General features: G+C 71.7%; 22 protein-coding genes. All 22 read right to left on the bottom strand.

Features of this window, described 5'->3' with window-relative positions; all coding sequences use genetic code 11:
- Nucleotides 1-10: 10 nt before the first annotated feature.
- Nucleotides 11-2,152 (bottom strand): hypothetical protein, encoded by a 2,142-nt coding sequence (locus HK417_RS21520; protein WP_222271566.1) that lies wholly within the window; start codon nucleotides 2,150-2,152, stop codon nucleotides 11-13.
- A complete protein-coding gene (locus tag HK417_RS26630) occupies nucleotides 2,149-4,068 on the bottom strand; it encodes a baseplate J/gp47 family protein (RefSeq protein WP_222271564.1) in 1,920 nt (639 codons plus the stop codon). The genes HK417_RS21520 and HK417_RS26630 overlap by 4 nt, the downstream gene beginning before the upstream one ends.
- Nucleotides 4,065-9,158, bottom strand: coding sequence for a hypothetical protein (locus HK417_RS21510; RefSeq protein WP_222271562.1), 5,094 nt, complete (start codon nucleotides 9,156-9,158; stop codon nucleotides 4,065-4,067). Before HK417_RS21510 ends, HK417_RS26630 begins: the two co-directional genes overlap by 4 nt.
- Nucleotides 9,155-9,580 (bottom strand): GPW/gp25 family protein, encoded by a 426-nt coding sequence (locus tag HK417_RS21505; protein ID WP_222271559.1) that lies wholly within the window; start codon nucleotides 9,578-9,580, stop codon nucleotides 9,155-9,157. The genes HK417_RS21510 and HK417_RS21505 overlap by 4 nt, the downstream gene beginning before the upstream one ends.
- 2 nt (nucleotides 9,581-9,582) lie before the next feature.
- Complete coding sequence (locus HK417_RS21500) at nucleotides 9,583-9,879, bottom strand: PAAR domain-containing protein (RefSeq protein WP_222271558.1); 297 nt, start codon at nucleotides 9,877-9,879, stop codon at nucleotides 9,583-9,585.
- Nucleotides 9,880-9,888: 9 nt separating this feature from the next.
- Nucleotides 9,889-10,533: a phage baseplate assembly protein V gene (locus tag HK417_RS21495; protein WP_222271549.1), complete on the bottom strand. Its 645-nt coding sequence runs from the start codon at nucleotides 10,531-10,533 to the stop codon at nucleotides 9,889-9,891.
- The gene (locus HK417_RS21490; RefSeq protein ID WP_222271540.1) at nucleotides 10,533-11,639 is read right to left on the bottom strand and encodes a phage late control D family protein; all 1,107 of its coding nucleotides are present in this window, start codon (nucleotides 11,637-11,639) and stop codon (nucleotides 10,533-10,535) included. The genes HK417_RS21495 and HK417_RS21490 overlap by 1 nt, the downstream gene beginning before the upstream one ends.
- A complete protein-coding gene (locus HK417_RS21485) occupies nucleotides 11,620-12,303 on the bottom strand; it encodes a CIS tube protein (RefSeq protein WP_222271533.1) in 684 nt (227 codons plus the stop codon). Before HK417_RS21485 ends, HK417_RS21490 begins: the two co-directional genes overlap by 20 nt.
- A 6-nt stretch (nucleotides 12,304-12,309) precedes the next feature.
- Nucleotides 12,310-13,464 carry a hypothetical protein gene (locus HK417_RS21480; protein ID WP_222271531.1) on the bottom strand — a complete coding sequence of 385 codons (1,155 nt, stop codon included), beginning with the start codon at nucleotides 13,462-13,464 and terminating at the stop codon, nucleotides 12,310-12,312.
- Between the two features lie 182 nt (nucleotides 13,465-13,646).
- On the bottom strand, nucleotides 13,647-14,072 hold the full coding sequence (locus HK417_RS21475) for a phage tail protein (RefSeq protein WP_222271530.1): 426 nt from the start codon (nucleotides 14,070-14,072) through the stop codon (nucleotides 13,647-13,649).
- Between the two features lie 11 nt (nucleotides 14,073-14,083).
- Nucleotides 14,084-14,266, bottom strand: coding sequence for a DUF6760 family protein (locus HK417_RS21470; RefSeq protein WP_222271527.1), 183 nt, complete (start codon nucleotides 14,264-14,266; stop codon nucleotides 14,084-14,086).
- Nucleotides 14,263-14,619: a hypothetical protein gene (locus HK417_RS21465; protein ID WP_222271525.1), complete on the bottom strand. Its 357-nt coding sequence runs from the start codon at nucleotides 14,617-14,619 to the stop codon at nucleotides 14,263-14,265. The genes HK417_RS21470 and HK417_RS21465 overlap by 4 nt, the downstream gene beginning before the upstream one ends.
- A gap of 25 nt (nucleotides 14,620-14,644) precedes the next feature.
- A complete protein-coding gene (locus tag HK417_RS21460) occupies nucleotides 14,645-15,085 on the bottom strand; it encodes a phage tail protein (RefSeq protein ID WP_222271522.1) in 441 nt (146 codons plus the stop codon).
- 35 nt (nucleotides 15,086-15,120) lie between these two features.
- On the bottom strand, nucleotides 15,121-16,647 hold the full coding sequence (locus HK417_RS21455; protein WP_222271520.1) for a phage tail sheath family protein: 1,527 nt from the start codon (nucleotides 16,645-16,647) through the stop codon (nucleotides 15,121-15,123).
- Nucleotides 16,648-16,652: 5 nt separating this feature from the next.
- Entirely contained in the window at nucleotides 16,653-17,570 is a 918-nt protein-coding gene (locus tag HK417_RS21450; RefSeq protein ID WP_222271518.1) for a hypothetical protein, read from the bottom strand.
- A 40-nt stretch (nucleotides 17,571-17,610) separates the two neighbouring features.
- Complete coding sequence (locus HK417_RS21445) at nucleotides 17,611-18,306, bottom strand: hypothetical protein (protein ID WP_222271517.1); 696 nt, start codon at nucleotides 18,304-18,306, stop codon at nucleotides 17,611-17,613.
- Nucleotides 18,303-18,884, bottom strand: coding sequence for a DUF4255 domain-containing protein (locus tag HK417_RS21440; protein ID WP_222271515.1), 582 nt, complete (start codon nucleotides 18,882-18,884; stop codon nucleotides 18,303-18,305). The genes HK417_RS21445 and HK417_RS21440 overlap by 4 nt, the downstream gene beginning before the upstream one ends.
- A 7-nt stretch (nucleotides 18,885-18,891) precedes the next feature.
- A complete protein-coding gene (locus HK417_RS21435) occupies nucleotides 18,892-21,228 on the bottom strand; it encodes an ATP-binding protein (RefSeq protein WP_222271513.1) in 2,337 nt (778 codons plus the stop codon).
- Nucleotides 21,229-22,014: 786 nt separating this feature from the next.
- Entirely contained in the window at nucleotides 22,015-22,317 is a 303-nt protein-coding gene (locus tag HK417_RS21430) for a Pvc16 family protein (RefSeq protein ID WP_222271511.1), read from the bottom strand.
- A 79-nt stretch (nucleotides 22,318-22,396) separates the two neighbouring features.
- Complete coding sequence (locus tag HK417_RS21425) at nucleotides 22,397-22,840, bottom strand: transposase (protein ID WP_222271509.1); 444 nt, start codon at nucleotides 22,838-22,840, stop codon at nucleotides 22,397-22,399.
- Nucleotides 22,828-23,043: a hypothetical protein gene (locus tag HK417_RS21420; protein ID WP_222271499.1), complete on the bottom strand. Its 216-nt coding sequence runs from the start codon at nucleotides 23,041-23,043 to the stop codon at nucleotides 22,828-22,830. The genes HK417_RS21425 and HK417_RS21420 overlap by 13 nt, the downstream gene beginning before the upstream one ends.
- A gap of 22 nt (nucleotides 23,044-23,065) precedes the next feature.
- Nucleotides 23,066-23,548 (bottom strand): helix-turn-helix domain-containing protein, encoded by a 483-nt coding sequence (locus HK417_RS21415; protein WP_222271490.1) that lies wholly within the window; start codon nucleotides 23,546-23,548, stop codon nucleotides 23,066-23,068.
- Between the last annotated feature and the right edge of the window lie 191 nt (nucleotides 23,549-23,739).

Genomic DNA, 23,739 nt, shown 5'->3' with positions numbered 1-23,739 from the left:
TCCTTCGTCGCTAGTGCAGTCGCTGGCGGCCACGCGGCGGGACGCCGTGGTCGAGGACGACGGGGCGGCGGGGCGGTGCGGGCAGGGTCCACGCGCCGAGCCGGGTCGTGGCGCCGAGGCGCCAGTGCACGGCGCTGTGCAGCGCCGCCGCGTCCAGCTGGAAGTCGATGTCCAGTCGCCTGCTGCGGTCGGCGGCGTCGGCGGCGGTGTAGCGGACGTTCAGCCGGCAGTGGGCGGGGACGAACGCGGGCACCAGCCGCTCGATCACCGGCTGCAGTTTCCGTTGCTGCGCCCGGTCAACCTCCACGGTGACTGTCACCGTGGCGGCCCGCTCGGCCAGCACGAGCTCCGGGTCCGGACAGCCCCGCCCCAGCGGCGTCCAGCCGACGACCATCGTTCCCGCCCGCGCAGCGGGGGGCCGCTGCCCCAGGCTGATCGTGTCGACGCCCAGGCGGGCGGGCGCCGCGCCGACGGAGGCGCCCGCGCCCGCCCCGAGGAACCAGGCGGCGGGCTCGTCAGCGCTGTCGGTCACGGTGGCTCGCCCCTCGGTCACGAGCTCGAGCAGCAGCTCAAGGCCCAGGCGCGTGCCCCGCAGCTCGAGCAGCTTCGCGGCGTGGTCGACGAGCGCCCACCGCCGCCCGGGCGCGAGATCGCCGAGCGGCGGGAACCCCAGCCAGCTCAGCAGGTAGTCGGTGCGGTCGTCGCCGACGGTTGCCGGGTCGACGGCCGCCGCGACGAGGGCCAGCCGCTCGTCGAGGCCGTCGAAGACCACCTCGTACGGGGCCAGGATCCGGCGCAGTTCCGCGGCCGCCAGCTCGTCGTCACGGTAGACGGCGGGCAGGTGGTCGAGATAGGACACGTCGGGGTAGCGGACCCGGAGCGCGACCAACTCCGGCGGGGTGCGGCCGGGCGGGGTGCGCAGGCGCACGCGCACCCACAGCGTGGTCTCCGGCACCCCGTCGAGCAGCCCTGCGAGCCGCTCGACCTCCCCGCTGCCCGCGTCGCCGCGGTAGGTGATGGCCCGATCGTCCCGCCAGGGCAGCAGCGTCTCCAGCCGGTCGACGAGGTCGGCGGGCAGCGGCCCCGCCAGCAGGCTTGCGGTGCGGACGGCGAGCCACTCCTCATCGGCCGCCGCGAAGGTGACGTCCATCGCCGTGCCCGCGGGCAACGCCACGTCGATCTCGGCCCGGCTCCAGCCCCAGCGCGGGCCTAGCGGCGACACCAGCGCCGGGGTGATGAACGTCGACGTGCGCTCGCCCGCGCCGCCCGGTCGGGTTGTGAGGTCAGCCAGGCCGCGCTCGCAGGCCACGACGAGCCCCGCCGGGCCGCCGACGAGTGCCGTCGGCCCGCCGAGCGGCAGGTCGAGCTCCTGGTGGTCCTCGACACCGCCCGCCAGGTTCAGCACCTGGTAGACAGCGCGGCCTGCGGCAGCGGCGCCGAGGAGGTGGATCCGGGTGCCGCGCGCGGTGGTCATCAGCGTCGGTCCGGCGAGGTCGAGCGCAACGGGCCGGACCTCGCCGGTGGCGGATTCGACCACGTAGCCGACAGCAGGTGCTGCCGGGTCGAGGACCACGATCCACGCGCCGTCGCCGGTCGCGGCGAGGACGGGCGCGTCGCCGTGGGCGTCGGGAACAGCGATCGGTGGCCTGCAGGTCCGTCCCCAGCAGTCGACGTGCCGCAGCCGCCACTCCCCCACCGTGTCGACCTCGACCAGCCACACCCCGTCGGCGCCGTCCTCGGCCGCGTCGCTCGCGCGCCAGCCCTCGACGGGATCGACCGGGGTGAGGCCCTGCAGCGTGGCGGCGGCGTAGCGGTCGAGGCGCCGGTCACCGAGGACCCAGACGACCCCCCGCCCGCAGAGCAACCGGCGGGCGCGGCCGGGGCCGTCGAGGGTTCCGCACTCGACCGGGCCGCGGGTGCCCGGCAGCGGTCGGCGGACGAGTTGCCGGGACGCAGGCCGCAGCCACCACAGGACGCCGCAGCCGTCGACGGCGGGCAGCACGTCGCCCTCGGCGCGGCCCGGGATCGGTACGAGGCCCAGCCGGTCCGGCACGACCAGCCGGTCGCCGCGCAGCTCCAGGCCGCGCCGCGCGCCTGCGGCCCACTGCTCGGCCCGCTCGAACCGGTACATCCGTTCCTCGACGACGGTCATCGGGCACCTCCCGTCGCGTCCACGTCGACGCGCCCGGCCACGACGAGCCCGTCGGGCGGCGCCGGGATCGGGTCCGTACCGAGCGGGCCGCCCGCCCGGCCGATCCGCACGGTCAGGACGTCGCGCACCCCGGGGACGGTGGCGGCGACGGCCGTCAGGTCCATCGCGGCGAGGTCCCGGCCCAGGGGCCACGGTGGGTCCGCGTCGGCGCCCGCCACCGCCGCGAGCCTGCGGTGGACCGCCCGACGGACAGCGCGCTCGACGTCGGCGAGCACCGCCCCGGCCTCGACGGTGGCCGTGATCGCCACGTCGACGGCCACGACGACCGGGCCCTGCACCACGAGCCGCTCGCCCAGCACCCGCCGGGGCGCGAGCCGGGTGGCCACCTCGTCGAGGTAGGCCTGCGACGGCGTCTCGACGTCCGGCGGGCTGCCGTCATCGGTCCACGCAGGCTGCTGGGGAAGGACGACGAGGGTGCGCACCCCGTCGATGCGGCGGTCGCCCAGCCTGCGGTCGAAGCGGGCGACGACCTCGGCGCGGCCGACAGCCATCCCGGTCAACCCGCGGGCCGCCGCCGCCAGCTCGGCGTCGGTCAGGAGCGCCGCGCGCCCGACGGCGGCTTCGCGGGCCGCGAGAACCAGATCGTCGGCGGTTGTGCGGTCCGCACCGCCCGCGAGCGACTGGCGGTTCTGCCCGTAGGTGCCCGGCCCGAGCGCGGGCACTGACCACGGCAGGCCGTGGCGGAGGTTGCCCGCCACCCCCCGGGTGCGGGCCAGCTCGGTCACGACGATCGGCATGTCCCGGCCGGGGCGTCGGCCGTTCACCCCGTTGCCGAACAGCACGTGATCGGGGTAGCGGACGTAGTGCGGGTCGTCGGGGCCCGACCGGGCGAAGTCGGTCTGCTGCTGCCAGGTCTCCCCTCCAACCCGGATCTCCAGGTCCGGACCGCGCGGCCGTGACGGCGGCGGCACGAGATCGGTGGTGTCGAGCGCGAACTCCTGGTCGGGCTGGCCGTTGCCGTCACCGAGCTTCGCGGGCGCCTCCCGGCGGCGCTGCACGATCGGGAGCACATTGACGTCCACCGCCCGGATCTGCGGGGCGACGGGGAAGAACCCGCGCGCGAACTCGAGCCGGAGCTCGGAACTGCCGGTCGCGCCTCCGGTCGGCGGCACCGTGAGGACGACGACGCCCGTGACGGCCAGGCCCGCCGTGCCTTCGTGCACGACGTCGAGCTCGACCCACCGGTCCGTGCCTGCCCGGTAGGTGAAGGTCACCGGACCCCACTCCCGGTCGCCCGGCGCGGGCGCGGGGCCCGGCGGCGGCGCCACGTCGATGCCGAGGGCGACCTGGGCCGGGCCCGTGGCGCCCAGCGGCCCGTCGAACTGCAGCGACACCGCGGTGTTCGCCAGCCGGCCACTCGCGCCGAGCGTCCACGAGCCGCCGCCGCCCGACGCCGAGGGCGCGGCGAGCGCGACGCCGTCGAGCGTGCGGCCGACGCCGACGAGGCGCACCGGTGGGAAGTAGAGCGAGCCCGCCCCGATGTCGCCGGTGGGGTTGTCCCAGGCGAGGGCGAAGTCCAGGTCGACGTGCTGCTGGCAGACCACGTCGGATCCGACCGCCACGAACCGTCCCTCCCGGACCGGGCGGTCGGGCCAGATCAGGCCCCGGGCGGGCGTCGGGCCCGTGGCCTGCCGCCCGAGGAGCGCGGCGAACGCCGTGCGGTGGCGCCCGCCGACGAAACCCGCGCGGAAGACCTGCTGGTCGACGATCCACGCCAGCAGGTCGATCAGCGTCATGCCGGGGTCGTGGAGGTTGTGGTCGGTCCAGTGCGGGGCGTAGCGGGGGATGTCACCACGGGCCTGCTCGACCAGCTCGTCGAACTCGATGGTGTCGATGCGGGGGACGATGTCGCTCACGGCTGCCCCTCCAGCGTGGTCACGACCACCGTGATGTCGATGGGCTCGGCGGTCACCTGGCCGTCGTCGGGCACGTGGACGCTGGCGCCGATCGGGGTGAGCGCGATCGCCGACACCCGGTCGAGCCCGGCGATCCCGTGCAGCGCACGCAGCACGTCGCTGTCGGTCGGGGTGCGGCCGAACGGCCAGCCGGTGCCGTCCGGACCGCCGTCGACGGGATGGAACAGCGTGGTGAGGATCGCCTTCGCCGCATCCTCGACGTCGGCGATGAACCCCCGCGCGGCGACGAGGTCGACGCGCACCGCCACCCCGACGTAGGTCGGCGCCGTGACGTCGATCCCGTGCTCGCCCAACGCACCCCAACCGACGTCGCGCAGGAACGCGGCGACGGCGTCGCGCCGGGCCAGCGTCGGCACCGGACGTCGCCGATCACCGTCGCGCACCGAGAGCGTGACGGTGATCGGCGTGCGCGGGCCGGTCGGACGGGCGCACCGGGCGCGGACGACGTCGGTGGCGGACGCGACGGCCAACGCCTCGATGTCCGCGGGGCTGAGCCCCTGGCCCGCGTGGCGGAGCAGGTCGGGCGCCGTGGCGAGCAGGGACGCACGGACGGCCGCGGCGACCTCCGACGCGGCGCCCGCGGCGCCGAATCCGCCCGCGGCGTCGACCGGCAGGACGACCGTGTCGACGCCTTCCACCGCCGAGGTCACCTTGGCCTCCGACCAGGCCGCCACGTTGCCCGCCTCGCCGCCGCCCTGCTGGTAGGCGAACGCCCGGATGCAGTCCCGCCCGGCGGGCGGGATCTTGCCGTGGCGACCGTCGCCGAATGTCACCCGGCCCGAGCCGGGGTCGAGCACGTAGACCCGGGCGTCGGCGCTCTGCCCGATCAGGCTGTCCACGCGCCGCCACAGCACCCACGCCCCCGGGACCTGTTCGATCCCCGTGACCACCACGGGGTCCGGCGGTTCGCGACCCGGCTCGCCCGCAGTCTTCTGCGCGGCTTCGAGGGCGGCCCGCTCCTCGTCGCTCAACCGCTCGCGCACCCGGATCCGGACGGTGTCGGGCAGCACCGGCGCCTCGGCGAGCACGACGGTGAGGGCCGGCTCGCCCAGGCTGGAGCCGAGGACCTCGTTCTGGACGGTGCGCGCCTGGCTGATCTCGACGGCGTTGAGGAAGAGCCCCCGCACCTTGGGCGCCCAGGTCGCGGCCTCCGCCGGAGCGGGACGGCACCGCAGCCAGACCCGCTCGGTCCCGAACAGCCGGACCGTGACCGGGTCGACTTCGAGCGTCAGGGTGAGCATCCCGCGGCGGCGAAGGGCCGCGGTGCGGTCGTCCACGCCGACCGCCCGCCAGCCGTCGGCGGTGCGGAGGTCCACGGTGAGCGTTCCGGTGCCGTCCTGGTCGGTGGCGTCGACGAGCAGGGACAGCGACCCGCGGCCGATCGGACCGGTGAGCCCGACGTACACCGCGCGATCGGCGTCGTCGGCGTCGTACAGGGCCACCGCGCCCTGGAAGAGGTCGAACCGGGCCTCGGGCACCACCGCAGCCTGGGTCTGGTCGCGGACGTCGAGGTTGTTCTCGACGAGCAGGACCTCCGGGTCCAGCTCTTTGTCCAGCACGAAGCTTGCCTCGGTCGACAGGATCTCGGGCGGGTGCATGTCGGCGGTGTCAATGGTCACCGTCTGCTTCTTGCCGTCGGTCACCACGACATAGCTCGGGCGGCCGTAGTCCCCGCCGATGAGCCGGGCCCGGATCCAGTAGTCGGTCTTGCCGCCGACGTCGGTCGTCGCGAGATCGTCGGGCACCTCGAACTGGACGCATCCGCTGCGGGACAGGTTGACGGTGCCGTCGACGAAGCCGGTCGCGATGCGCCGCCAGCCTTCCCCGTCGTAGTACTCCCAGGACAGCTCGGGGTTCTGGTAGCCGCGCTCGAGCGCGCTCTCCGTCCATTCGAGGAGATCGGTGCGCACGCCCAGGACCTGGACCAACCCCTGCAGTGGCGGTTGGGTTTTCCAGGCCTCCGCCACGAGCACGCGCAGCGGCCCCCCGTCCGCCCTGTGCCCCTGCAAGCTCGGCTCTTGGCGGACGGGGTCGGCAGGCGGCCGGAACCGGAGCGCGGAGACCCTGGCGGCCGTCGTGGTGAGCTCGGCCAACGTGGCTACGTCGGTGGCGCGCACCGTGGCACCCGCCAGCGACTGTATGGGTCGGGTGGGCTCGTAGACGACAGTGGCTGCGTTCCCGAGCACCGCAGTGGACAGGGTGGCGACCGGCGGGGTGGCAGCGGTCATGCCGTCCACCCGGTAGCTGACCTCGTCGATGATCAATCGCGCGCCTACCTTGGTGACCGTGTCGGCGGTGTCGAGCGTCACGAGGGTCCGGTCGGCCGGGTCGACCGTGCCCGTGAAGTCCCCCTTGGACGACTTGACGCGCTGCAGGAAGGTGAGCGATGCGCCGACCTCGAGCGGGACGTCGACCCGGTAGACGCGCAAGGTCCCCTGCACGAACTGACGGTTCACCGCGTCGAGCTTGACCAAGGCGGTGGGCGGGTCGCCGATCTCGACCCAATGCGGGGCGTCCTTGCTGTCCGGCGTGACGACGTTGTGCAGCGCGTAGTCGACGACGATCAACGGTACGAGCGCGGCGCGGAAGAGGCGCTCCTCGGTCCCGCCGAGCACCACCTCGGGCGGGCGGGGGGTTCCGCCGGGCAGCAGGAGCGGCCGCCCGGTCGGCGTCTCGCGCGGGGGTGGCGGGGTGGCGTCGATCGTGTCAGGGACCCGCCAGACGAGCGCGCCGTTCGCGCCGAGGCCGACCGTGACGGGGCGATCGTCGGTGCTGTACACGCCCGGGTTGGCGTGCAGCGCGGTCCGCGTCGCCAGCACCGAACCCGGCGGGCCGTTGTGGGGCGACGGTGTGCCTTCCCCGACACGGAGCAGGCCCTGGAGCGTCGGTGGTGTCGGCGGCTTCGCCTCAGCGTCGCCGCGCCGCGCGTAGGCGATCCAGAGCCGATCTGCGCCCCCGCCAGGGGGCCGGAACCGGGTGGCGGCGGGCGCGATGTCGTCGGCCGCGGGAGCCGCGCCGTCCAGCTGGTTCCACGTCACGGTCGGCGGGTCCGCCGTCGTCTCGACCTTGCTGACCCCGCCCAGCCACAAGGCGCCGTCCGGGGCGAGCGCCACCAGCTCGACCTTTTCCGGACGCCCGGGCCAGTCCGGGCCCTGCACCGGGGTGAGCCGCCAGGCCCCATCCAGTGTCGGCCCCGCGCCGCCCGCCACCTCCTGCCAGACGCCGCCGACCGGCGGGGCGGTCTTGGGGATCTTCAGCGCGTGCAGCTTGCCGCCTGCCACGCCGAACAGGACCGCCGACAACTCGGACGCGGACGGCGCAGGCGCGAGGACCGGACCAGGCGGCCGACCGTTGGTGGTCGTCAGTGCCGTGTCGGCCGACGCCTCGAGGTCAGGCAGCTCCTTCCACGCCACATCGACCGTCGGCGCCGGCTGCGCGTCGGTCCGCTTGATCGTGGCCGCCCACACCTTCGCTGTGCGGTCGACGGCGACCACCAGGTCGGTGCCCGTCGTCGCGGTCTCGAGCGCGGTGGCGCCCGCCAGGAGAATCCGCCGCCCGTCGCCGCTGATCGCGGGCAGCGCGTTCCAGCGCAGGCCGCCGTCGGAGCGGAACGTCAGCGCCTGGAGATCACCATTGAGGCCGACGCCGTAGCCGCGAACGGTCGCCGCGGCGGCCACGGTGACGATGTCAAATGTGGCCAGCGAAGAGTCCACCATCCTGATGTCCACCGTGGCGGTGGCGCCCTTCTTGGACAGCGCCTCGGGCGCGGCGAGGGCGAACGTGTCGAACCGCAGCGGCTCGGGGCCGAACGGGAAGAACCGGCGCGCCGTGGAGAGCGGGGTGCCGTTGTAGAAGGCCTGAGCGATGGTGCCGCTGCCTTCGGCCGTGGCCGGAGCCGGCGCGGTCGGCCCAGGCTCGGAAGGCTCAGCGGAGGCGACGCTGACCTGGATCTGCGCCACGGGCGAGCTGAGGCTGCGCAGCCGGCTCACCGGGCCGGGGAGCTGGGCGCGCAGCCAGCGGCTCTTGCGGCCGTCGACCGCGACCTCCTCGACGGTGCCCGCGTCCGGCTTGCGGAGCTCGAGGGTGCCGTCGGTGGTGCCGAGCAGCACCAGCGGATGCCAGTCGGGCGCGGACGCGCCCTCCTTCGTGCCCCACATCGCGTAGTCGACGTCGAGCCGGGCCAGCTCTCGGGCCAGGTGCGGCGGCCTGACGACGAGCGAGATCGTGGCGCGCTGCTTCAGGTCGAACAGCGTGGAGTGCCCGACGTAGAAGGCGTGCCCCTGCTGGTCCCGCAGGGTGAACGACGTGAACGTCGCGATCCTGGTCACGGTCGTGTCGGGGGCGACCGGGGCCTCCAGCTCGTCGTGGAGGGTCACGATGCCGGAGCTCTTGTCGACCGTCGAGATCCGGTACGCCGCCGTCCCGATGCGCAGGACGTCCTCGGGAGCCAGCCCGACCGTGGGGCTGAGCTGCAGGGTCGCGCTGCCCGCGGCCGCGGCGGCCACCACCGAGTAGCCCGCCAGGGTCGGCGCGGGTCGTTCCAGCGCGGTGACCTGCGCCGGAGCCAGCTCGATGTGATCGGTGGCGGGATCGACGGCGACCAGTTCGGCGATCCGGCCCGGCACGATCCGCAGCTTGTGGAGCGTCTCGAACGGCACGTCGTCGTCCCCCGCGGTCACCTCGACCTGCGTGCGGACCGGCGCGACCACGGGAAGGAGCGCGCCCTCGGCCAGCGCCATGGCCAGCACACCGGTGGCGGCGCGCGGTGGCATCGGCGGCAGCCCGAGGAAGTCGAAGAACGCGATCGCGTCCCGTTCGGGCGTCTGGTCCAGCCGCCGGGTCGTCTCCTCGCCGAGCCGGGCGGCGATCGCGAGCAGGGCCCAGCCGAAATCGTCGCGTTCTTCGGTCGGCCTCCAGGACGGCGTGAGCGACGACGCCAGACGACGCAGATAGGTCCGCAGCGCCGCGGCCCGACGGGGATCGACCGTCGGGTGGGCGCCTGCCGCGAGGAGGGTCCGATAGGTGGTCATCGGCTCGCCGACTCCCGGAAGTAGAACGGGTACACGAAGTTGCCGGGCTGGTTGGTCGCCCGGACCTCGTAATCGATGACCACTTCGAGGAAGCCTCGCGCCAGGTTGGCGGTGCCGACCGTCACCGCGCGGACCTCGATGCGGGCCTCGTAGGTGCGCAGCGCGTCGCGTACCGTCGCCTCGATCTGCGCGACGACCTGGGCGGAGACCGCCGCGAACACGAGGTCGTGGATGCCGCAGCCGAAGTCGGGCCGCATCACCCGCTCGCCCTTGGCCGTGGTGAGGATGATCAGGATCGACTGCCGGATGTCCTCCTCGTAGGACACCCGCGCGGGCAGGCCCGTTGCGGAGTCGATGCGGGGCGGGAACGCCCAGCCGACCCCGAGGAATTCGCGGCCCAGTCGGTCGTCGCTGACGGTCATGGCTAGCCGATCAGCACGGTGGGCAGGCCAACCGCGATCTTGTTGGGCGCGCCCACCTCGACGACCTGGTCGCCCTGGCGCGCGGCGGGCAGGCCGCCGATGAGCACGGTGGCGCTCCCGACCGCGAGCACGCCGCCGACGTGCGCCTTCGGCCCGTCGAACAGCGGGCAGACGTGGGCGTCGCCGCCCGCGCGCCACGCTGGCTTGCCCCCGATCAACACGGTCGGGCACCCCGGGCCGAGGCTGAGCGGGGTGCCGTGGCTGGTGATGTCACCGACCCGGGCGGCTGGCTGCCCCATCGTGTCTCCTCAGTTGATCTGGACGAGGGAGCCGCTGAGCGCGAGCGTTCCCGACGACTTGACGTTCAGCGATGTCGTGGCCTCGATCGCGACCGTGGGCGCGGTCAGGCTGAGCTTCTGCGCGGCGCTGATCTGGATCGTTCCCGAGGTCGCGGTGAACGTGATGACGTTGCGGTTCGCGTCGTCGATGACGACCGTGTCCTTGTCGAGCAGGATCCGCTTGCCGTCGGCCAGCGCCACCTCGACCTCGGGTTTCGCCGGGTCGTCGTTGAAGCGGACGGTGTGCCCCGACCGGCTCTTGATCAGCCGAGTGTTGTTCTTTCCGGCGTCGCCCTGCACCGGGGGCTTCTGCTTGCCGTTCCACAGCATGCCGAGCACGTACAGGTGCGAGGGGTCCCCGTCCTCGGCCCCGACCAGTACCTCGTCGCCGATCTCGGGGACGAAGTAGGTGCCGCGGTCGTCGCCGGCGAGCGGCATGGCCGAGCGGGCCCAGTAGCTTGTGTCGGTGCCGATGTGCCACGGCAGCTGCACCCGCACGCGCGCCAGGTCATCCGGGTCCTGGTTGTCGGTGACCACGCCGACGGCGAGGCCTGCGAGGAAGCCGTCGGACTGCCGTTCGGACTCGGCGGCCGGTTGCCACAGTGTCGCGTCCATCAGATCGACGCCCTCGCAACGGTGAACCTCGTGCGGTAACCCCCGTGGTCGAGCTTGTGGGTGGCCTCCGCCACGAGGTAGTCCCTGCTGAACGCCCGCCCGAGCCCGCGCAAGCCGATGGTCGTGTCCGGCACGATCGAGGGAACGCCGATCGATTCGCCGCTGCCGGTCACGAAATCCTGGGCCCGGTCGTCCAGCACCGCCTTGGCCCGGGCGTCGGCCTCGGCCTGGGTGCGGACGGCGGCGCGCATGTGCAGCACCGGATCGGCCGCCAGCGGGACGAGGCGCTGCCCACCGCTCTTGGTCCCCGGCTCGCGCCCCGACTCGTCGCCGCGCTTGGCTTTGCCGACGATCACCTCGCCCTTGTTCGCCGACCGGCCGTGCACCTGAACCTCGGTGATCTGGCGCGACAGGTTCGCTTCCGGGCTGAACCCGAGCAGGCCCTGGCCCCACAGCAGCTCGACGACCTCGCTCTTGGCGCTCTGGCGGGGGCCGAAGTAGAACGTCCGGTCGCGGTAGTAGAACGTGGCCCCGTTCCGCTCGGCGAGCTTGCCGACGAACGCCATGTCGCTCTCGTTGTTCTGGTCGATGCGCAGCTTGACCGGGGTGGTCGGGCGGACGTCGGCGGTCACCAGAGGCTCCACGAGGTCGTTCACCGCGAAGCTGTCGGGCTTGTTCTCCCAGTCCCGGGAGCTCCTGCCGATGGTCAGCGGGTAGAGGTCGTCGAAGCCGCTGATCGACAGCGCGGGGCTCCCCCCGGCCTGGAAGTCGGTGCTGATCTCGGTGACGACGCCGGTCAGCATCGGCGTGGCCAGCTCCGCCGGACCCCCGTAGCCCACCGCGATCTCGACCTTCTTCCCGAACGCGAACAGCTCGAGCAGGTCGATCCGCTCCTTTTTCCGGGTGGCCAGGAACTCGCCCGCTTTCCAGTCGAACGCGCTCTCGATGGTGAACGAGAAGCGGCCCGCCGCCTTCTCCTTGAGGTCGACGCTGACCTGCGAGACCGCCAGGCACAAATCGCGCAGCACGTCCTCGCCGCTGACCTTGATGACGAAGGCGGGTACGTAGAAGGCGCCGAGGTTCGGCTCAAGCTCCGCGATCCGCATCGGCGGCCTCCCTCTGCTCGTCCCGGTCGATCGGCGGCAGTACCAACACCCGCCCGGGCTCGATACGCCGGGGATCGTCGATGTCGTTCTCGGTGGCGATCAGCCGCCAGTAACGGGGCTGCCCGTATTCGCGCGCGGCGAGCAGCCAGATGCTGTCGTGCGCCTCGAAGACGCGGCGCTTCGTCTTGTCCGCCGAGTTGCGCCGGGGATTGATGAGCTGGTCGGCGAGAGTCTGGTACTGCTTGAAGGTGACGGAGAGGGTGGCCCGAACCGGGATGCCGTCGGAACGGAACATCGTGAACCGCTGGGTGATCTTTTCCACCACGGCTGTGAACACGAACTCGCCCCAGCGGAACTCGACCCGCGGCGGGGCGTGCAACTCCCCGTCGATCAACACCATGTCGATGAACGGCTTGGTCACCGTGCTGACGTCTTTGCTGCCGTGGTTGGTGAAGGTGTCGAACAGCAGGTCCATGGTCAGCACCTGGGCGTTGCCGTTGACGAACTGGATGATGGGGTTGTTGAGGCCGGGCAGCGCGGTCTCGGCGAAAGCCGCGGAGTACTCGACGCTGTACTCGGTCGGGTTGAACAACACTTCGAAAGCCGTTCGGGCGGCGCCGCCATCCAACGGGACGATGGTCGCCTTCGCCAACTCCTGAGCCATTCCCGATCACCCCCGCCCGCGCCGTTGCTGTTCCACCCGGATCCGCTTCTCGAACCGCCGCCACAGATCCCGGTCGAGCTGGTCGAGGTCGAACGGTGGGGAGCTGGGCGCAGGCCGCCCGGCCGGCACGTCCGGCACGACCGAACCGGGCCTCGGACCGGCCGGAGCCTCTGGGGTCCTCCGGTGGATCCGTGCGGCCGGCCGGGTCGCCCACGCACTGATCCCGTCGTGGACGGATGGCGCGCCCGTGCGGCCCGTCCGACGTGCGCCGGCGAGCGGGTCGGGCGCACCTGGATGTCGGTGCAGCAAGGTCCGCCTAGCCAGGGGACGCGGCTCGGACGTCGTCGGATGCGGCTCCGGCCCGGCCTGCGGCGTCGGCAGGCGGCGAATCGCCCCGGCCTGCACCCCGTGCTCCGCCGCCGCACCGGACCCGATCAGCCCGATCGGCCCGGCAGTTGGGGTCATCCGCGGCTGCGCGCCAGACCACGCTGGTCGGAACCCGGTCGGGCGGCGCGGCGCCCGACCCGGCGTCCCGGCGACATCGGCGGCGGGCCGCGGGCGGCCCGGCCGACGACGTGCGGTGTCGGGGCGGCGGGCCGGTTCCGGCCTGAGGTCGGTGGCTGCCCGCTGACCGCGGACCGGCGGCGCCGTGGCCGAGGCGGCAGGCGCGGCGGAGGCCCGGACGAGCGGCGGTCCGGCGACGCGTTCCGGGCGCATCGGTTGCGGCCGGCCCGTCCCTCTTGGCCGCGCCTGCCATGGCCCGGCCCGGCCGACGGTCAGCGGCGCCACCGCCGCCGGCTTTTCGATATACCACCGCATCGGGGCGAGCGCGGGCGGCAGAGCCGGCACGCGTGCGGCGACGGGAGCGATCGAAGCCCGGCGCAGCACGTGTTCGAGGATGCGGACGAGCCGGATCACCGTTCGGTCCATCGCGGCGGCTGCCCCAGCGACGCCCGGCGCGCCCTCCATCGGGGCGGGGCGTGGCCAGGCGAGGAGGCTGCCCGGCGGATCCGGCCGCGGTGCAGTCGTCCGCGCTGCAGGCTCGACGGGCCCGCGGGTCAGCAGGCGCGGCGCAATCGGCGGCAGCGGCGCAGGCGCCACGGCCTGTTGCACGATCAGCCGCAGCCGGTCGGCCCAGTGGAGCAGGACGGCGAAGTGCACCGACACCTCGATGGGCGGCCCGGCGGAGGGCCGCGGCGGGGCCTGCGCGGTCGGGGGTCGGCGGAACACCAGGGAGAGCGGTCGATGACCGAACCGGGGCGCCGGGTACCGCACCTCCAGCGTGCGGCTGGGGGCGGAGTGCCTGCCCATGGGCAGGGGCCGGACGGGGAGGCGGCCGATCATCATGCCTGCCGAGTGATTCCGCGATGGGCGAACTCGACCGCCTCCGTGGCCACGGCCGCGGACAGCGCGTCGAGTTCGCCGCCGGTCCACTTGGTGGGGTAGGCGTTCTCACAGATCCAGCGCCAAACCTCGTCGCGGGCGTCGTCCAACAGGACCACCGAGATCGTCCGCCGCACGACCGTGCCCGCGATGACGTCCTGGTGCCAGTCCCACAGCATGGCGTCGACGAGTCCGCGCTTCAGGACCAGCGGCGGATAGGTGGTCTTGACGACGAACTGGTGCTCGAACTCGTTGACGCCGCCTTCGTGATAAGGCTCGACCGTGGTCTGGCGATCGATGCCGGAAACCGACTGGAATCCGCCCGCCTCGGTGCCGTCGAATTCGACGATGAAGCGAAACGCCCGATAGGGATCGGGTCGAGCCATGTGTCACCTCCTCAGGCGATCTCGAAGGGATTGCTCGGGGACCCGGAGAGCTGCCGGTTGATCGCGGAGATCTCCTCGCACCACCGGCGCCGCTCGCCGTGCTCCAACGCCATCAGCTCGGTCCGCGCCCAGTGGAAGTGGTAGGCGATGAAGGCCATCTCCTCGAAGAGCTCGTCGACGGGATAAGCCCTCATGGGTTTCCCACGATCTGGAAACCCGGCGAAGAAGGGTGGTCGACGGCGGGCTCGACCGCATCGAGATCCTCGAGGTTGAGCTGTTCGTACAGCTTCTGCAGATAGTTCAGATCGCTGGCGAACAGCCCTTCGACCACCTTGGTGTTGACGTCGCGCACCGCACCGAGGCGGGTGATCACGCGGGCCAGCACAATGATCGTCAGGTAGGCCGGGTTCTGCTGCACGCGTGGGTCTTTGAGGGGCAGGATCTCGTCCGCGGCCGTCGCCAGCCGCATCACACCCTCGGTGTGCAACACCCCGTCCGGGTCGAGATAGCCCTTCGGCAGGGTGAAGTCGATCTCGGTCGCGAACATGGCAGCTCCTCGCTACTGAGTCCGTTTACTGAATTCGCCGGATGCCCTCGTTGCAGAGCTCGAGGGAGTCGATGGCGACTTCGTTCCCGGTCGCGTTGAGGTCGCTCGGGTCGTACTTGCACGGCCAGGCCCGGGTGACCTCGAAGGCCGCCTTGTCGGTGCCCGCCTCGTCCTGGATTCGGATGACCACGGTCTTGCGGATGTCGGTGAGCAGAGTGGCGCCCCCGACGATCTGCTGGTGCCATTCGGCAAGCTCGACCGAGTCGGTGATGCCCCACTTCAACGTGACGTTGGCGTACTTCGTCAGACCGCTGAGCTTTCGGACGGTCGGGATCTCATCGCCTTCCCGGTAGTCGATCGGGTCGCTCGCTAGGTCGCCGATCGTCACCTCAGAGAACGCCGCCTGCTCGATACCGTCGATCTCCAGCCGGAAGCGGAATTTGCGGAGTGGGTCTTGACGGGCCATCGGTCAGGCCTTCTTCCTCGGTGGAATGACGGGGATCATGACTTCGCCTCCTGGGTCTTCTGGAAGATCCGGAAGACCACGAACTCGGCCGGTCGCACGGGCGCGACGCCGATCTCGATGATCAGGCGACCGTTGAGGATGTCGTCCTCCGTCATCGTTTCCCGGCCCACGGCGACGGTGAATGCCTCCTCCTCCTTGGCGCCGAGCAGCGCTCCCTCGCGCCACTGGGTCCGCAGGAACAGCGTGACCGTCTGCTTGACTCGGGCCCACAGCCGCTGGTCGTTGGGCTCGAACACCACCCACTGAGTCGAGTTGTAGATCGACGCCTCGAGGAAGATGAACAGCCGCCGGACGTTGACGTACTTCCACAGCGGGTCACTGGAAAGTGTCCGCGCCCCCCACACCCGGATGCCCCGGCCCGGGAAACGCCGAATCACGTTGACCCCGGCGGGATTCAGCGTGTCCTGGACGCGCTGGTTGACGTCGTATTCGAGACCGAGGGCGCCTGCAACCGTCTCGTTGGCGGGCGCCTTGAAGACCCCTCGGTTGTTGTCGGTGAGCGCGTAGATGCCGCAGGTCGCGCCGCCGGGCGGCACCAGCGTCCGTACCCCGCTGCGCGGGTCGCTGATCCAGATCCAGGGGTAGTAGAACGCGCCGTACTGGGTGTCGTCCACGTCCCTGCGGGCGTCGATGAGGGAGGTGTTGGCGTGGCCGCGCTCGGCATCGACGACGGCGAACCGGAACCGGTTGTTCTCGCAGTGGGTGACGACCTTCTTGGCGGCCTCGTAGGGGGCGCCGGGGGCGTGCACGATCGCCACCGCCCGGAACGCGTCCAGGTCCAGCGCCGCCAGGCCCGCGCGCTTGCCCGGATCCGGGTTGTCGACCTCGTAGTCAGCCGCGGTGACCGGATTGCCGTCGTTCACGGCCGGCAGCTGCGCGGCGGCCGGCGCGGGCATCGTCGGCACCGCCGCGGGGTCCTCCGGAACGACGTTCACCAGCGCCGAGTTGCCGTTGTTGACCCGCTTCTCGACGTGGGAGGTAGAGGCTGGATCGGGGCTCAGGTCGTTGAAGTCCTCGACGATTGTCGCCGGCTTGCCGGTGTCGATCGATCCCTCGTCGGCGGGCACGTCCTGCGCATTGGCCCAGTAGTAGACAGTCAGGCGGAACCCGACCGGGTTGCCAGCCTTGTCCTTCGTGCTCCCCTCCCTGATGCGGACCCAGACCTTGTTGTAGTCGTTCCCGGGGCCGGTCGCCGTCACCCTCAGCCCCGAAAGCGTGACAGTGGCGGTCTCGGCCCCGCCGCCCACGATGCGAGTGACGTAGCAGCGGCGGCCGCCGTTGTCGAAAAACATTTTGACCGCGTACGGCATGTACTTGTCGGGGCCGAAGATGTCGCCGAACAGGCGCAGGTACTCGCTGTAGCTGGTGATCAGCGTCGGGGCCTGCGGCCCCCGCTGGGTTTCGCCGAGGAAGGCGGCGGTGCTCGTCGCCACGCCTTCGATCGGCTTGGGCCCGCGCTCGATCTCCTCGATGTAGACCCCTGGCGACAGGTACTCGGGCATGGGAGTCACTCCTCGGGCTTCTCGGGCGCCGTGGCGGCCGGGGCGGCCGCGGCGGCCGCGGCGGCCGGGGCAGCGGGAATTTTGGCGAGGTCGTCGCGGAGCTTCTTCTCGGCGTTGGCCGTCTGGTCCGCGTTCTGCCGTTCGGCCTCGGCCAGCTCGGCCTGGCGCTTGGCGACGGTGCCGTCGGCCGCGGCCTTCGTCGCCTCGGCCGCGGCGAGCTTGTTGATGGCGTCGAGCAAGCGGTCTGGCAGCTCGCTCGGCTCGATGAGCCAGCCGCCGACGTCCTCCAGTTGCGCCTCGAAACCGGTCTTGCGCGTGAGCAGCCAGTAGGCGAGGCCGGGCTGGCTCGCCTGGCGGGCCTTCGTCGTCTCGTCGCGCAGGGCCTTCAGCTTCGCGTGCTTGGCGCCGATCGTGGTGGCCAGCTGCTTGTACTGGGCCAGGTCGTCCGCCTTGGCCTTGCGGTCCTGCTCGGCGGCCTCGGCGGCGTCCTTGGCGTCCTGCAGGTTCTTCCTCGCCGTGGCCACCGCGTTCGCGCGGTCCGTGTCCGCCTTCTTCTTTGCGGCGACCAGGTCGTTGACGGCCTTGATCCCCTTGTCCTTGAGCTGCTTCTCGAGTTCCTCCTTCGCCGACTCGTCGTAGTCCTCGAAGGCTTGCTGATCGATCGTCAGCTGCTCGTGAGCCGCCTCGTAGGCCTGCTTCGCCTTGTCGCTGTCCTTCTTCAGGCTCAGCAAGGCCGCCAGTTGGCCGTCGAGCGCGGCGGACACGCCCTCGGCCTTGACCTTGGCCTCCTTCGCGTCGTCGGCCTTCGTCCGGATCTCGTCGATGGCACCCTGCAGTGGGTCCGTCGGGGGTGGCGGGGGCGGCGTGGCCCCGTAACCCGGCTTCTCCGTGCCTGGTGCGACCGTGGCTGCGTCGTCGCTCACGGCTGCGTGCTCCTTCCGCTCCTCGTCGTACGCCAATTCGTCACGGTCGGGCCTGGTGGGTGAAGTGGGGCTGGTCGTCGCTGTCGAGGTCGACGGCCGTCGCCAAGACATGGGCGCGCCCTTCGTCGAGGGCGAGGGTGAACTCGCGTACCGGGAGGCCCGGCTTCTCGAAGCGCAGGACCGTCGGGATCGGGGCCGGGCCTTCGGCCGTCGCGGCCAGCTTCAGGCCGACGGCGAGCGCGAAGACCCCCCGCTCGTCGGTGGTGGCTGGGAACTGGTGGCCCGCGGAGCCGGCCGGCGGGCTCGCCGTCACGGTGAGTCCCTCGACCGGGAGGGGCTGGGCGGGACTGCCGCCGCCCGACCGGACGACCGACCCGCGCACCAGCGTCGTGCCGTCGTCGAACGCGCGGTCCGCTCGTGGCTCGAGGGCCACGACCTTGCTGACTCCGTCCCTTGCGGGGTTGAACCTGACGAACAGCGGGCCTCGGTAGCCCGCGGCTGCGGGATCGACTCGGAACGTCAGGTCCTGCTCGGCGGGCTCGTTCAGGAGCACAACATGGCCGCTGAGGTTGTGCACCAGGCGTCGGGGCCGGGCGGCCTGTCGCACCGGGTCCCAGAGCTGCGCGTCGAGGCCGCCGCGCACCGGGCGTCGGGTCACCCCGTCCACGGGGATCAGCACGGCCGTGACGACGTCGGTCCGTCCCTGCTCGAACGCGATCGGCGGGCGGGTCGTCATGGCGCCACCCCCTCGACGAGCGGGCCTTGGCGCGAGGTGCGCTGGAGGACCGGCGGGCCTGCGGGTGGCGCCGGGACGGCGACCGACACCGGGCTGAGGAGGTAGACCATCGACGTCCGGTACGACGTCTGCGGGAACAGCGCCCACACTCGGCTGAGCTCTTCCATCGGGTACGGCTCGGGCGTGATCCGGACGAGCTGGTCAGGCACCTGGTTGCCGTCGATGAAGGGATGCTCGTGGAGGGCCCGGACGATCAGGCCCAGCGTGCGCAGCTCGTCCGGGTCGCTCACGCCGCCCCCGCCCGAACCCGCCGTCCGAAAGACGGACACGAGGAACCGCAGGTCGAGCGGCAGCGCCGGGGCTTCGACGAGCGGACCCGCGGGGTCGCTGGAGCGCGCCACGTAGTGCGGCTCGTTGCGCAGCGCCTGGTTGGGGACGACGTGGAACAGGAAGAGCGCGGCCTTGTGCCCGCCGACGTCATCGGGGATGGGCGGACCGACGTACACAGGGCTTGCGATGGCGCTCGCCAGCCGGTTCTGCAGCGCCACGGTCACGCGGGCGATGGCGTCGGCGCTCATGACCCGCTCACGACGTCGCCGCCAGCTCGTCGAGGCCGCGTTCCGCGGTCAGCATGCCGATCTTGATCAGCTCCCGGCGGGTGGCGGCCAGGAGGTGCGCCGCGGAGATTGGGCCGCCGTCCCCGGCCGCGATGAAGGCCGCGTGCAGGGCGATGTTCTGGATGCTGCCGCCCGGGAGCTGCAGCCGGTTCGCCATCTGCGAGACGTCGACGTTGCGAGCCAGCGGCGCGTCCTTCGGGAAGGCCTTGCGCCAGATCCGTTCCCGCTCGGCCGCGGTGGGAAGGGCGAACTCCACGACGAAACGCAGCCGGCGCACGAAGGCGTTGTCGATGTTCTGCTTGAAGTTGGTGGTGAGGACTGCCAAACCGCGGAACGACTCCATCCGCTGGAGCAGATAGGCCACCTCGACATTGGCGTGCCGGTCGTGCGCGTCTTTGATCTCGGTCCGCTTGCCGAAGATCGCGTCGGCCTCGTCGAAGAGCAGGACGGCTCCCGATGCCTCGGCCGCCTCGAAGATGCGCTCCAGGTTCTTCTCGGTCTCACCGATGTACTTCGAGATCGTCTTCGAAAGGTCGACCTGGAGGAGCTCAACGCCGAGCGCACCGGCGATGATCTGCGCCGCCATGGTCTTTCCGGTGCCGCTCGGGCCGCTGAACAGGGCGGCCACGCCCTGCCCGTAGGGGATGCGGCTGGCGAACCCCCACTCCTCCAGCACGCGACCCGCCTGCAGAACGTGCACGGGGATCGCCTGCAGCAGCTCCTTGCGCGGGCCGGACAGCACGATGTCGTTCCACGTGTAGGTGGGCACGATCTGTCGGACGCCCTGTGGAAGTGGCGTCGACGAGAGCTCCCGGGCCGCGCGCTGCACCACGGCGACGGTCAAGCTTTCGGGGTCGGGCCCGTGCCGGACGGCCGCGGCCAGGCTCCGGTCGATGCGCTCCGGGTCGATCGGGACGGTGGCGGCCAGCCGCCGGATGTCGTCGGCGCCGAGCGGAAGCCCGGCTTTCGCCGCTGCGCCCCTCCACCACGCGGCCCGTTGGGCGGTCGAGATGGTCGGGGCGCGCATCTGCAGGGCGGATCCCTGCCATGACCAGTCGGCCGAAGGCTCCCCGTCCGTGGCCACCAACCGCGCCGTTCGCGCAATGTCCGCCAGCCGTGCCCCCACCCGGCTCCGTTCGACCGCGTCCAGTGTGTCGCTCCCCAGGACCATCAGCCCGCTTCCGGCCAGACGGCTGAGCACTCCCCAGTCGCTGACGGCCGTGACCCGCTGTGGGCCGGGCTCGACCTGTCCCAGGTCCCCAGTCACGAGGGAAAGGCCGATCGAGGCGGCCAGTCTGGCGAACCATCCCTTCGACGGCCCGCCGCCCACGAGGTGGATCGCGGCCGACGACGTCGAGATGCACCGTTCGAGCTGCAGCGCCAGCTCGGTCTCCTCGGCGGACAACGGGACCTCGACCGGGGACGGACGGCGCAGCACGGCTTCCGACTCGGTGACTGCGCGTTCGATCGACGAAGCGAGCAGGAGGGAGACGATTGCCCGACTGGGAGCGACGCCCGCGTCGACCGGAAGGCCCTCCGCCCCGGCCGGTTGGAACAATCCCTGCGAGCTGACCGAGTTCGAGGCGTGGATCGCGCGCCGGAGGTCCCAGGTGCCGACCTCGTTCTGCGCCAGCAGCTCAGCCAGCAGCGTGAGGCCGGGCCGGCGGCGGGTCAGGTCGTCCTGCAGTACACCGATGACGGTCGCGTATCGACCGTCCAGCTCAGGCGCCAGCACCAGGCCGAGCAGCCGCAGTTCGAGATCGGAGAGCGAGAACACCTCGGCGACGCGTGCCAGCGGGCCGGGCAGGGAGGTGCGCGTCACGATGAGGGCGTCGTCGGCCGAGTTCAGGCGATCGACGAGCGCGGATTCGGTCCTCGACTGCGGGTCGAGGGCCAGCAGGTCGAGCGCCTCGACCGGGGCGATCGACCAGCCGGGCACACCGGGCGCGTCGCGGCCGATGCGCCGCAACAGCGAATGACCGAGCCTGAGCTCCAGCCATTCCGTCAGTGGTGCTATCGCGGCCGAGTTCAGCTCGACCACCGGCACGGGCGGCAGCTTCGCGAACGCCTCCGGCTGTCTCCGGACGGAGATCCTCGGAACGTCATCGACAACGGTGGAGTCCGCCATCTCAGCGCTCCACACCTGGTCCGGCCGACTTTCCTTGCCGGCCTGCGTCCGGTCTATTCGCTCGGCTTCCACCGTGCCGTTTCCCGCGCTTTGCCGCGCCAACCAACTCTGCAATGCCGGCACGAGTCCCGGCCACGCGCGAAACCGAGCCACGACCCGGCCCGTGCCGTTCAGCACCTCGCCGTGGGTGAGCTTTCCGGAGCCATTCACCACCAGCCGGACGACGGCGATCGCCGTGCGTTTCCGGGAGAGTGATTCTCGGTTGCATGAGCTAGACACCAGGTCCTCAAGAGTTTCGACTGCCGCGATTCTTACCGGGCGTTCTCAGGCCTCGATCAGCTCCGCGTCAGCCGGCGCGGAGAATCGACATCAGAGCCGAGTCAGATGTCGTCCGGGTCCCGGTGCGCTCCGGGCTTCCGGTGGCGGTGAGGTGGAATGCCTCGCCCTTGGGCTCCGTCTGCCCCTGGCAGCACAGGGCCAGTGCAAGGCGCCGTCCGGCCCGGTGAGCGCACGCTCGGTCCAGTCCACTCGTCCGGGTCGGTGGCGCCCCCCGCCTGCGCCAGGGCAGTTCCCGCCGGCCGGCCGGTGCTCGCGTCGCGGGCAGTGCCGCGGACCACCCGTGTCTTCGGCGGGTGGTCGTCGTCGTGGGATAGGCGAGGAACTCGACCCCAGACCGCGTTGGCCGAGAACGAGCCGTCCTCAGCGAGTCCGAGCGCATACCGACCGGCTGCGGTGAGACGGCAGCGGAACAGCTGGGGCTGCGGGTCGAACGGCCAGGTGCGGCGGTTCAGCCCCGGGTAGACGATCGCGTCGCCGGGAGTCCGGCAAGGCCGCACCTCCGTTGGGCGCCACCGCGTCCCGTCCCAGATGTCCGGCGCGGCGGAAGTCGTCGACCGAGACGAGGCACACCGGGCTGCTCGTGGTCCGCCGCTCGTCGGCGAACAGGACGCGCCCCCGCGGTGGTCACGGGACCGGCTCCGGGGCCGGGGTCGACGGCCCGGGATGGGCCGCCGGCACCAGGCTGCGAGTGGACACCGGGACGACGGGCTGGCCGACTCCCGCGTCCACGTTGACGACCCGGACCTCGTAGTTCAGCGACAGGCGGTGCGGCTTCTGGAGCGCGTACCAGACCCAGGACTTCTGCTCGAGGGAGAGCAGCGCCAAGGTGGACCGCAGTGCATCCGTGCTGCCGGCGAGGCTGCCGGACAGCTGCGCCCCCTCCAGGATCGAGTCGTCGTAGAGGGCTTGCAGCGTGCAGCCGAGCATCTCGTGTGGGTGACCCGTGTGTCGCCCCACGGCGTGGGGAGGTACCGGAGCAGCAGCGCCATCGGCGGCTAGTGCCGGGTCAGGCAACCTTCGCCCTGTTGATGGTCTCGGCTCGGCGGATGACCTTGCGGAGCCTGGGATCGGTGACGTGCCGGTTTCGCCAGGCGATGTAGCGGCGGATCATGCTTGCTTGCTCGCGGTGGGAGTCGTGGTCGGTGCCGTCGAGGGCGAAGTAGCGCAGCGCGGTGAACTGGGCCTCGATCCGGTTGAGCCAGGAGCCGTAGAACGGCACGTAGGCCAGCTCGACGTTGTTCGCCGCGGCCCACCGACCGACCCGGGGATCGGTGCGGGTGGACGGGTGCGGGCTGAAGTTGTCCAGCACGATCGCGATCCGCACGCCGGCCGGATGCAGCGAGCGGAGGTAGCGGCAGAAGGCGAGGAACTCCGTGCGGCCCTTACGGGCTTTGACGTGGCCGTAGAGCTTGTTCGTGGACAGGTCGTAGCCGGCGATCAGGTGCCGCACGCCATGCGGCCGGGTGTAGGTGGCCCGCCGGCGGCGCCGCCGCGGGGCGTCGGGCTCGCCCTTGCCGGCGGCGACCGGGGCCCACTGCTTGCCGGGTGGGGTTGGAGGTTCAGCGGCCCGAACTCGTCCATGCAGATCACCACGGCCGGGTCGCCGGGGCCGACTTGGCGGTGTCCGTCGGCGATCGCGTAGAGCTCCAGCACCCGGTTCTTCTTGGCCTCGTAGTCAGGATCGGTGCTGGTCTTCCAGGTCTTGACGGCTTGGAAAGGAGACGCCCTCCTCGCGCAGCAGCGTGCGCAGGCCCTCGTGGGAGATGTCGTCGACCACCCCCTCGGCGACCAGGAAATCGGCCAGCTTCGACAGGCTCCAGGTGGAGAACGGCAGCCCGTGGTCGGTCGGCCGACTCAGCGCGGCTCTCTTGATCTCCTGCCGCTGGGCCAGGGTGAACTTCGGTGGTCGGCCGCCGGCGTAGCGCGGTCTCAGCGAGTCGAAGCCGTCGGCGTTGAAGTTGTGGATCACGTCTCGCACACGGTCGGCGCTGGTGAACGTCACCTCGGCGATCTGCGGCACGGCCATGCCCTGGGCCGACAGCAACACCATCTGAGCCCGCCGCCAGGTCACCACCGAACCGCTGGACCGGCGGACGATGCGCAGCAACTTGTTGCCCTCGTCGTTACTGATGGGCCGGACCTGCACGCGATGCACCATCTCTCATCTCCTGCGGGGAAGACAGGATCAGACGAGCGCGACGGTCCACCCACTTAGGACCTCAACCAGGGACGCCGGCCGGTGTGTCACCAAGCGGGACCAAGGTTGGCAGCCGCAGCACTAGGACGTGTCTGGCGGATCACGGGAGCCATGTGAGTAGTGCGGCGAGGTTGATGGCGCCGGCGTAGTTC

Origin of the sequence: Modestobacter marinus (assembly GCF_019799945.1) — a bacterium.
GTDB lineage: Bacteria > Actinomycetota > Actinomycetes > Mycobacteriales > Geodermatophilaceae > Modestobacter > Modestobacter marinus_B.
The sequence above is the reverse complement of the archived record's forward strand: the minus strand, read 5'-3'. Positions and strand labels throughout refer to the sequence as shown.

What these genes read in the sequence shown, in the direction of transcription:
- HK417_RS21520 (WP_222271566.1), bottom strand. Translation starts at nt 2,152, where the DNA reads ATGACCGTCGTCGAGGAACGGATGTACCGGTTCGAGCGGGCCGAGCAG.
- HK417_RS21500 (WP_222271558.1), bottom strand. Translation starts at nt 9,879, where the DNA reads ATGGGGCAGCCAGCCGCCCGGGTCGGTGACATCACCAGCCACGGCACC.
- HK417_RS21460 (WP_222271522.1), bottom strand. Translation starts at nt 15,085, where the DNA reads ATGGCCCGTCAAGACCCACTCCGCAAATTCCGCTTCCGGCTGGAGATC.
- HK417_RS21465 (WP_222271525.1), bottom strand. Translation starts at nt 14,619, where the DNA reads ATGTTCGCGACCGAGATCGACTTCACCCTGCCGAAGGGCTATCTCGAC.
- HK417_RS21510 (WP_222271562.1), bottom strand. Translation starts at nt 9,158, where the DNA reads ATGACCACCTATCGGACCCTCCTCGCGGCAGGCGCCCACCCGACGGTC.
- HK417_RS21475 (WP_222271530.1), bottom strand. Translation starts at nt 14,072, where the DNA reads ATGGCTCGACCCGATCCCTATCGGGCGTTTCGCTTCATCGTCGAATTC.
- HK417_RS21445 (WP_222271517.1), bottom strand. Translation starts at nt 18,306, where the DNA reads ATGACGACCCGCCCGCCGATCGCGTTCGAGCAGGGACGGACCGACGTC.
- HK417_RS21415 (WP_222271490.1), bottom strand. Translation starts at nt 23,548, where the DNA reads ATGGTGCATCGCGTGCAGGTCCGGCCCATCAGTAACGACGAGGGCAAC.
- HK417_RS21455 (WP_222271520.1), bottom strand. Translation starts at nt 16,647, where the DNA reads ATGCCCGAGTACCTGTCGCCAGGGGTCTACATCGAGGAGATCGAGCGC.
- HK417_RS21440 (WP_222271515.1), bottom strand. Translation starts at nt 18,884, where the DNA reads ATGAGCGCCGACGCCATCGCCCGCGTGACCGTGGCGCTGCAGAACCGG.
- HK417_RS21495 (WP_222271549.1), bottom strand. Translation starts at nt 10,533, where the DNA reads ATGGACGCGACACTGTGGCAACCGGCCGCCGAGTCCGAACGGCAGTCC.
- HK417_RS21485 (WP_222271533.1), bottom strand. Translation starts at nt 12,303, where the DNA reads ATGGCTCAGGAGTTGGCGAAGGCGACCATCGTCCCGTTGGATGGCGGC.
- HK417_RS21430 (WP_222271511.1), bottom strand. Translation starts at nt 22,317, where the DNA reads ATGCTCGGCTGCACGCTGCAAGCCCTCTACGACGACTCGATCCTGGAG.
- HK417_RS21505 (WP_222271559.1), bottom strand. Translation starts at nt 9,580, where the DNA reads ATGACCGTCAGCGACGACCGACTGGGCCGCGAATTCCTCGGGGTCGGC.
- HK417_RS21470 (WP_222271527.1), bottom strand. Translation starts at nt 14,266, where the DNA reads ATGAGGGCTTATCCCGTCGACGAGCTCTTCGAGGAGATGGCCTTCATC.
- HK417_RS21490 (WP_222271540.1), bottom strand. Translation starts at nt 11,639, where the DNA reads ATGCGGATCGCGGAGCTTGAGCCGAACCTCGGCGCCTTCTACGTACCC.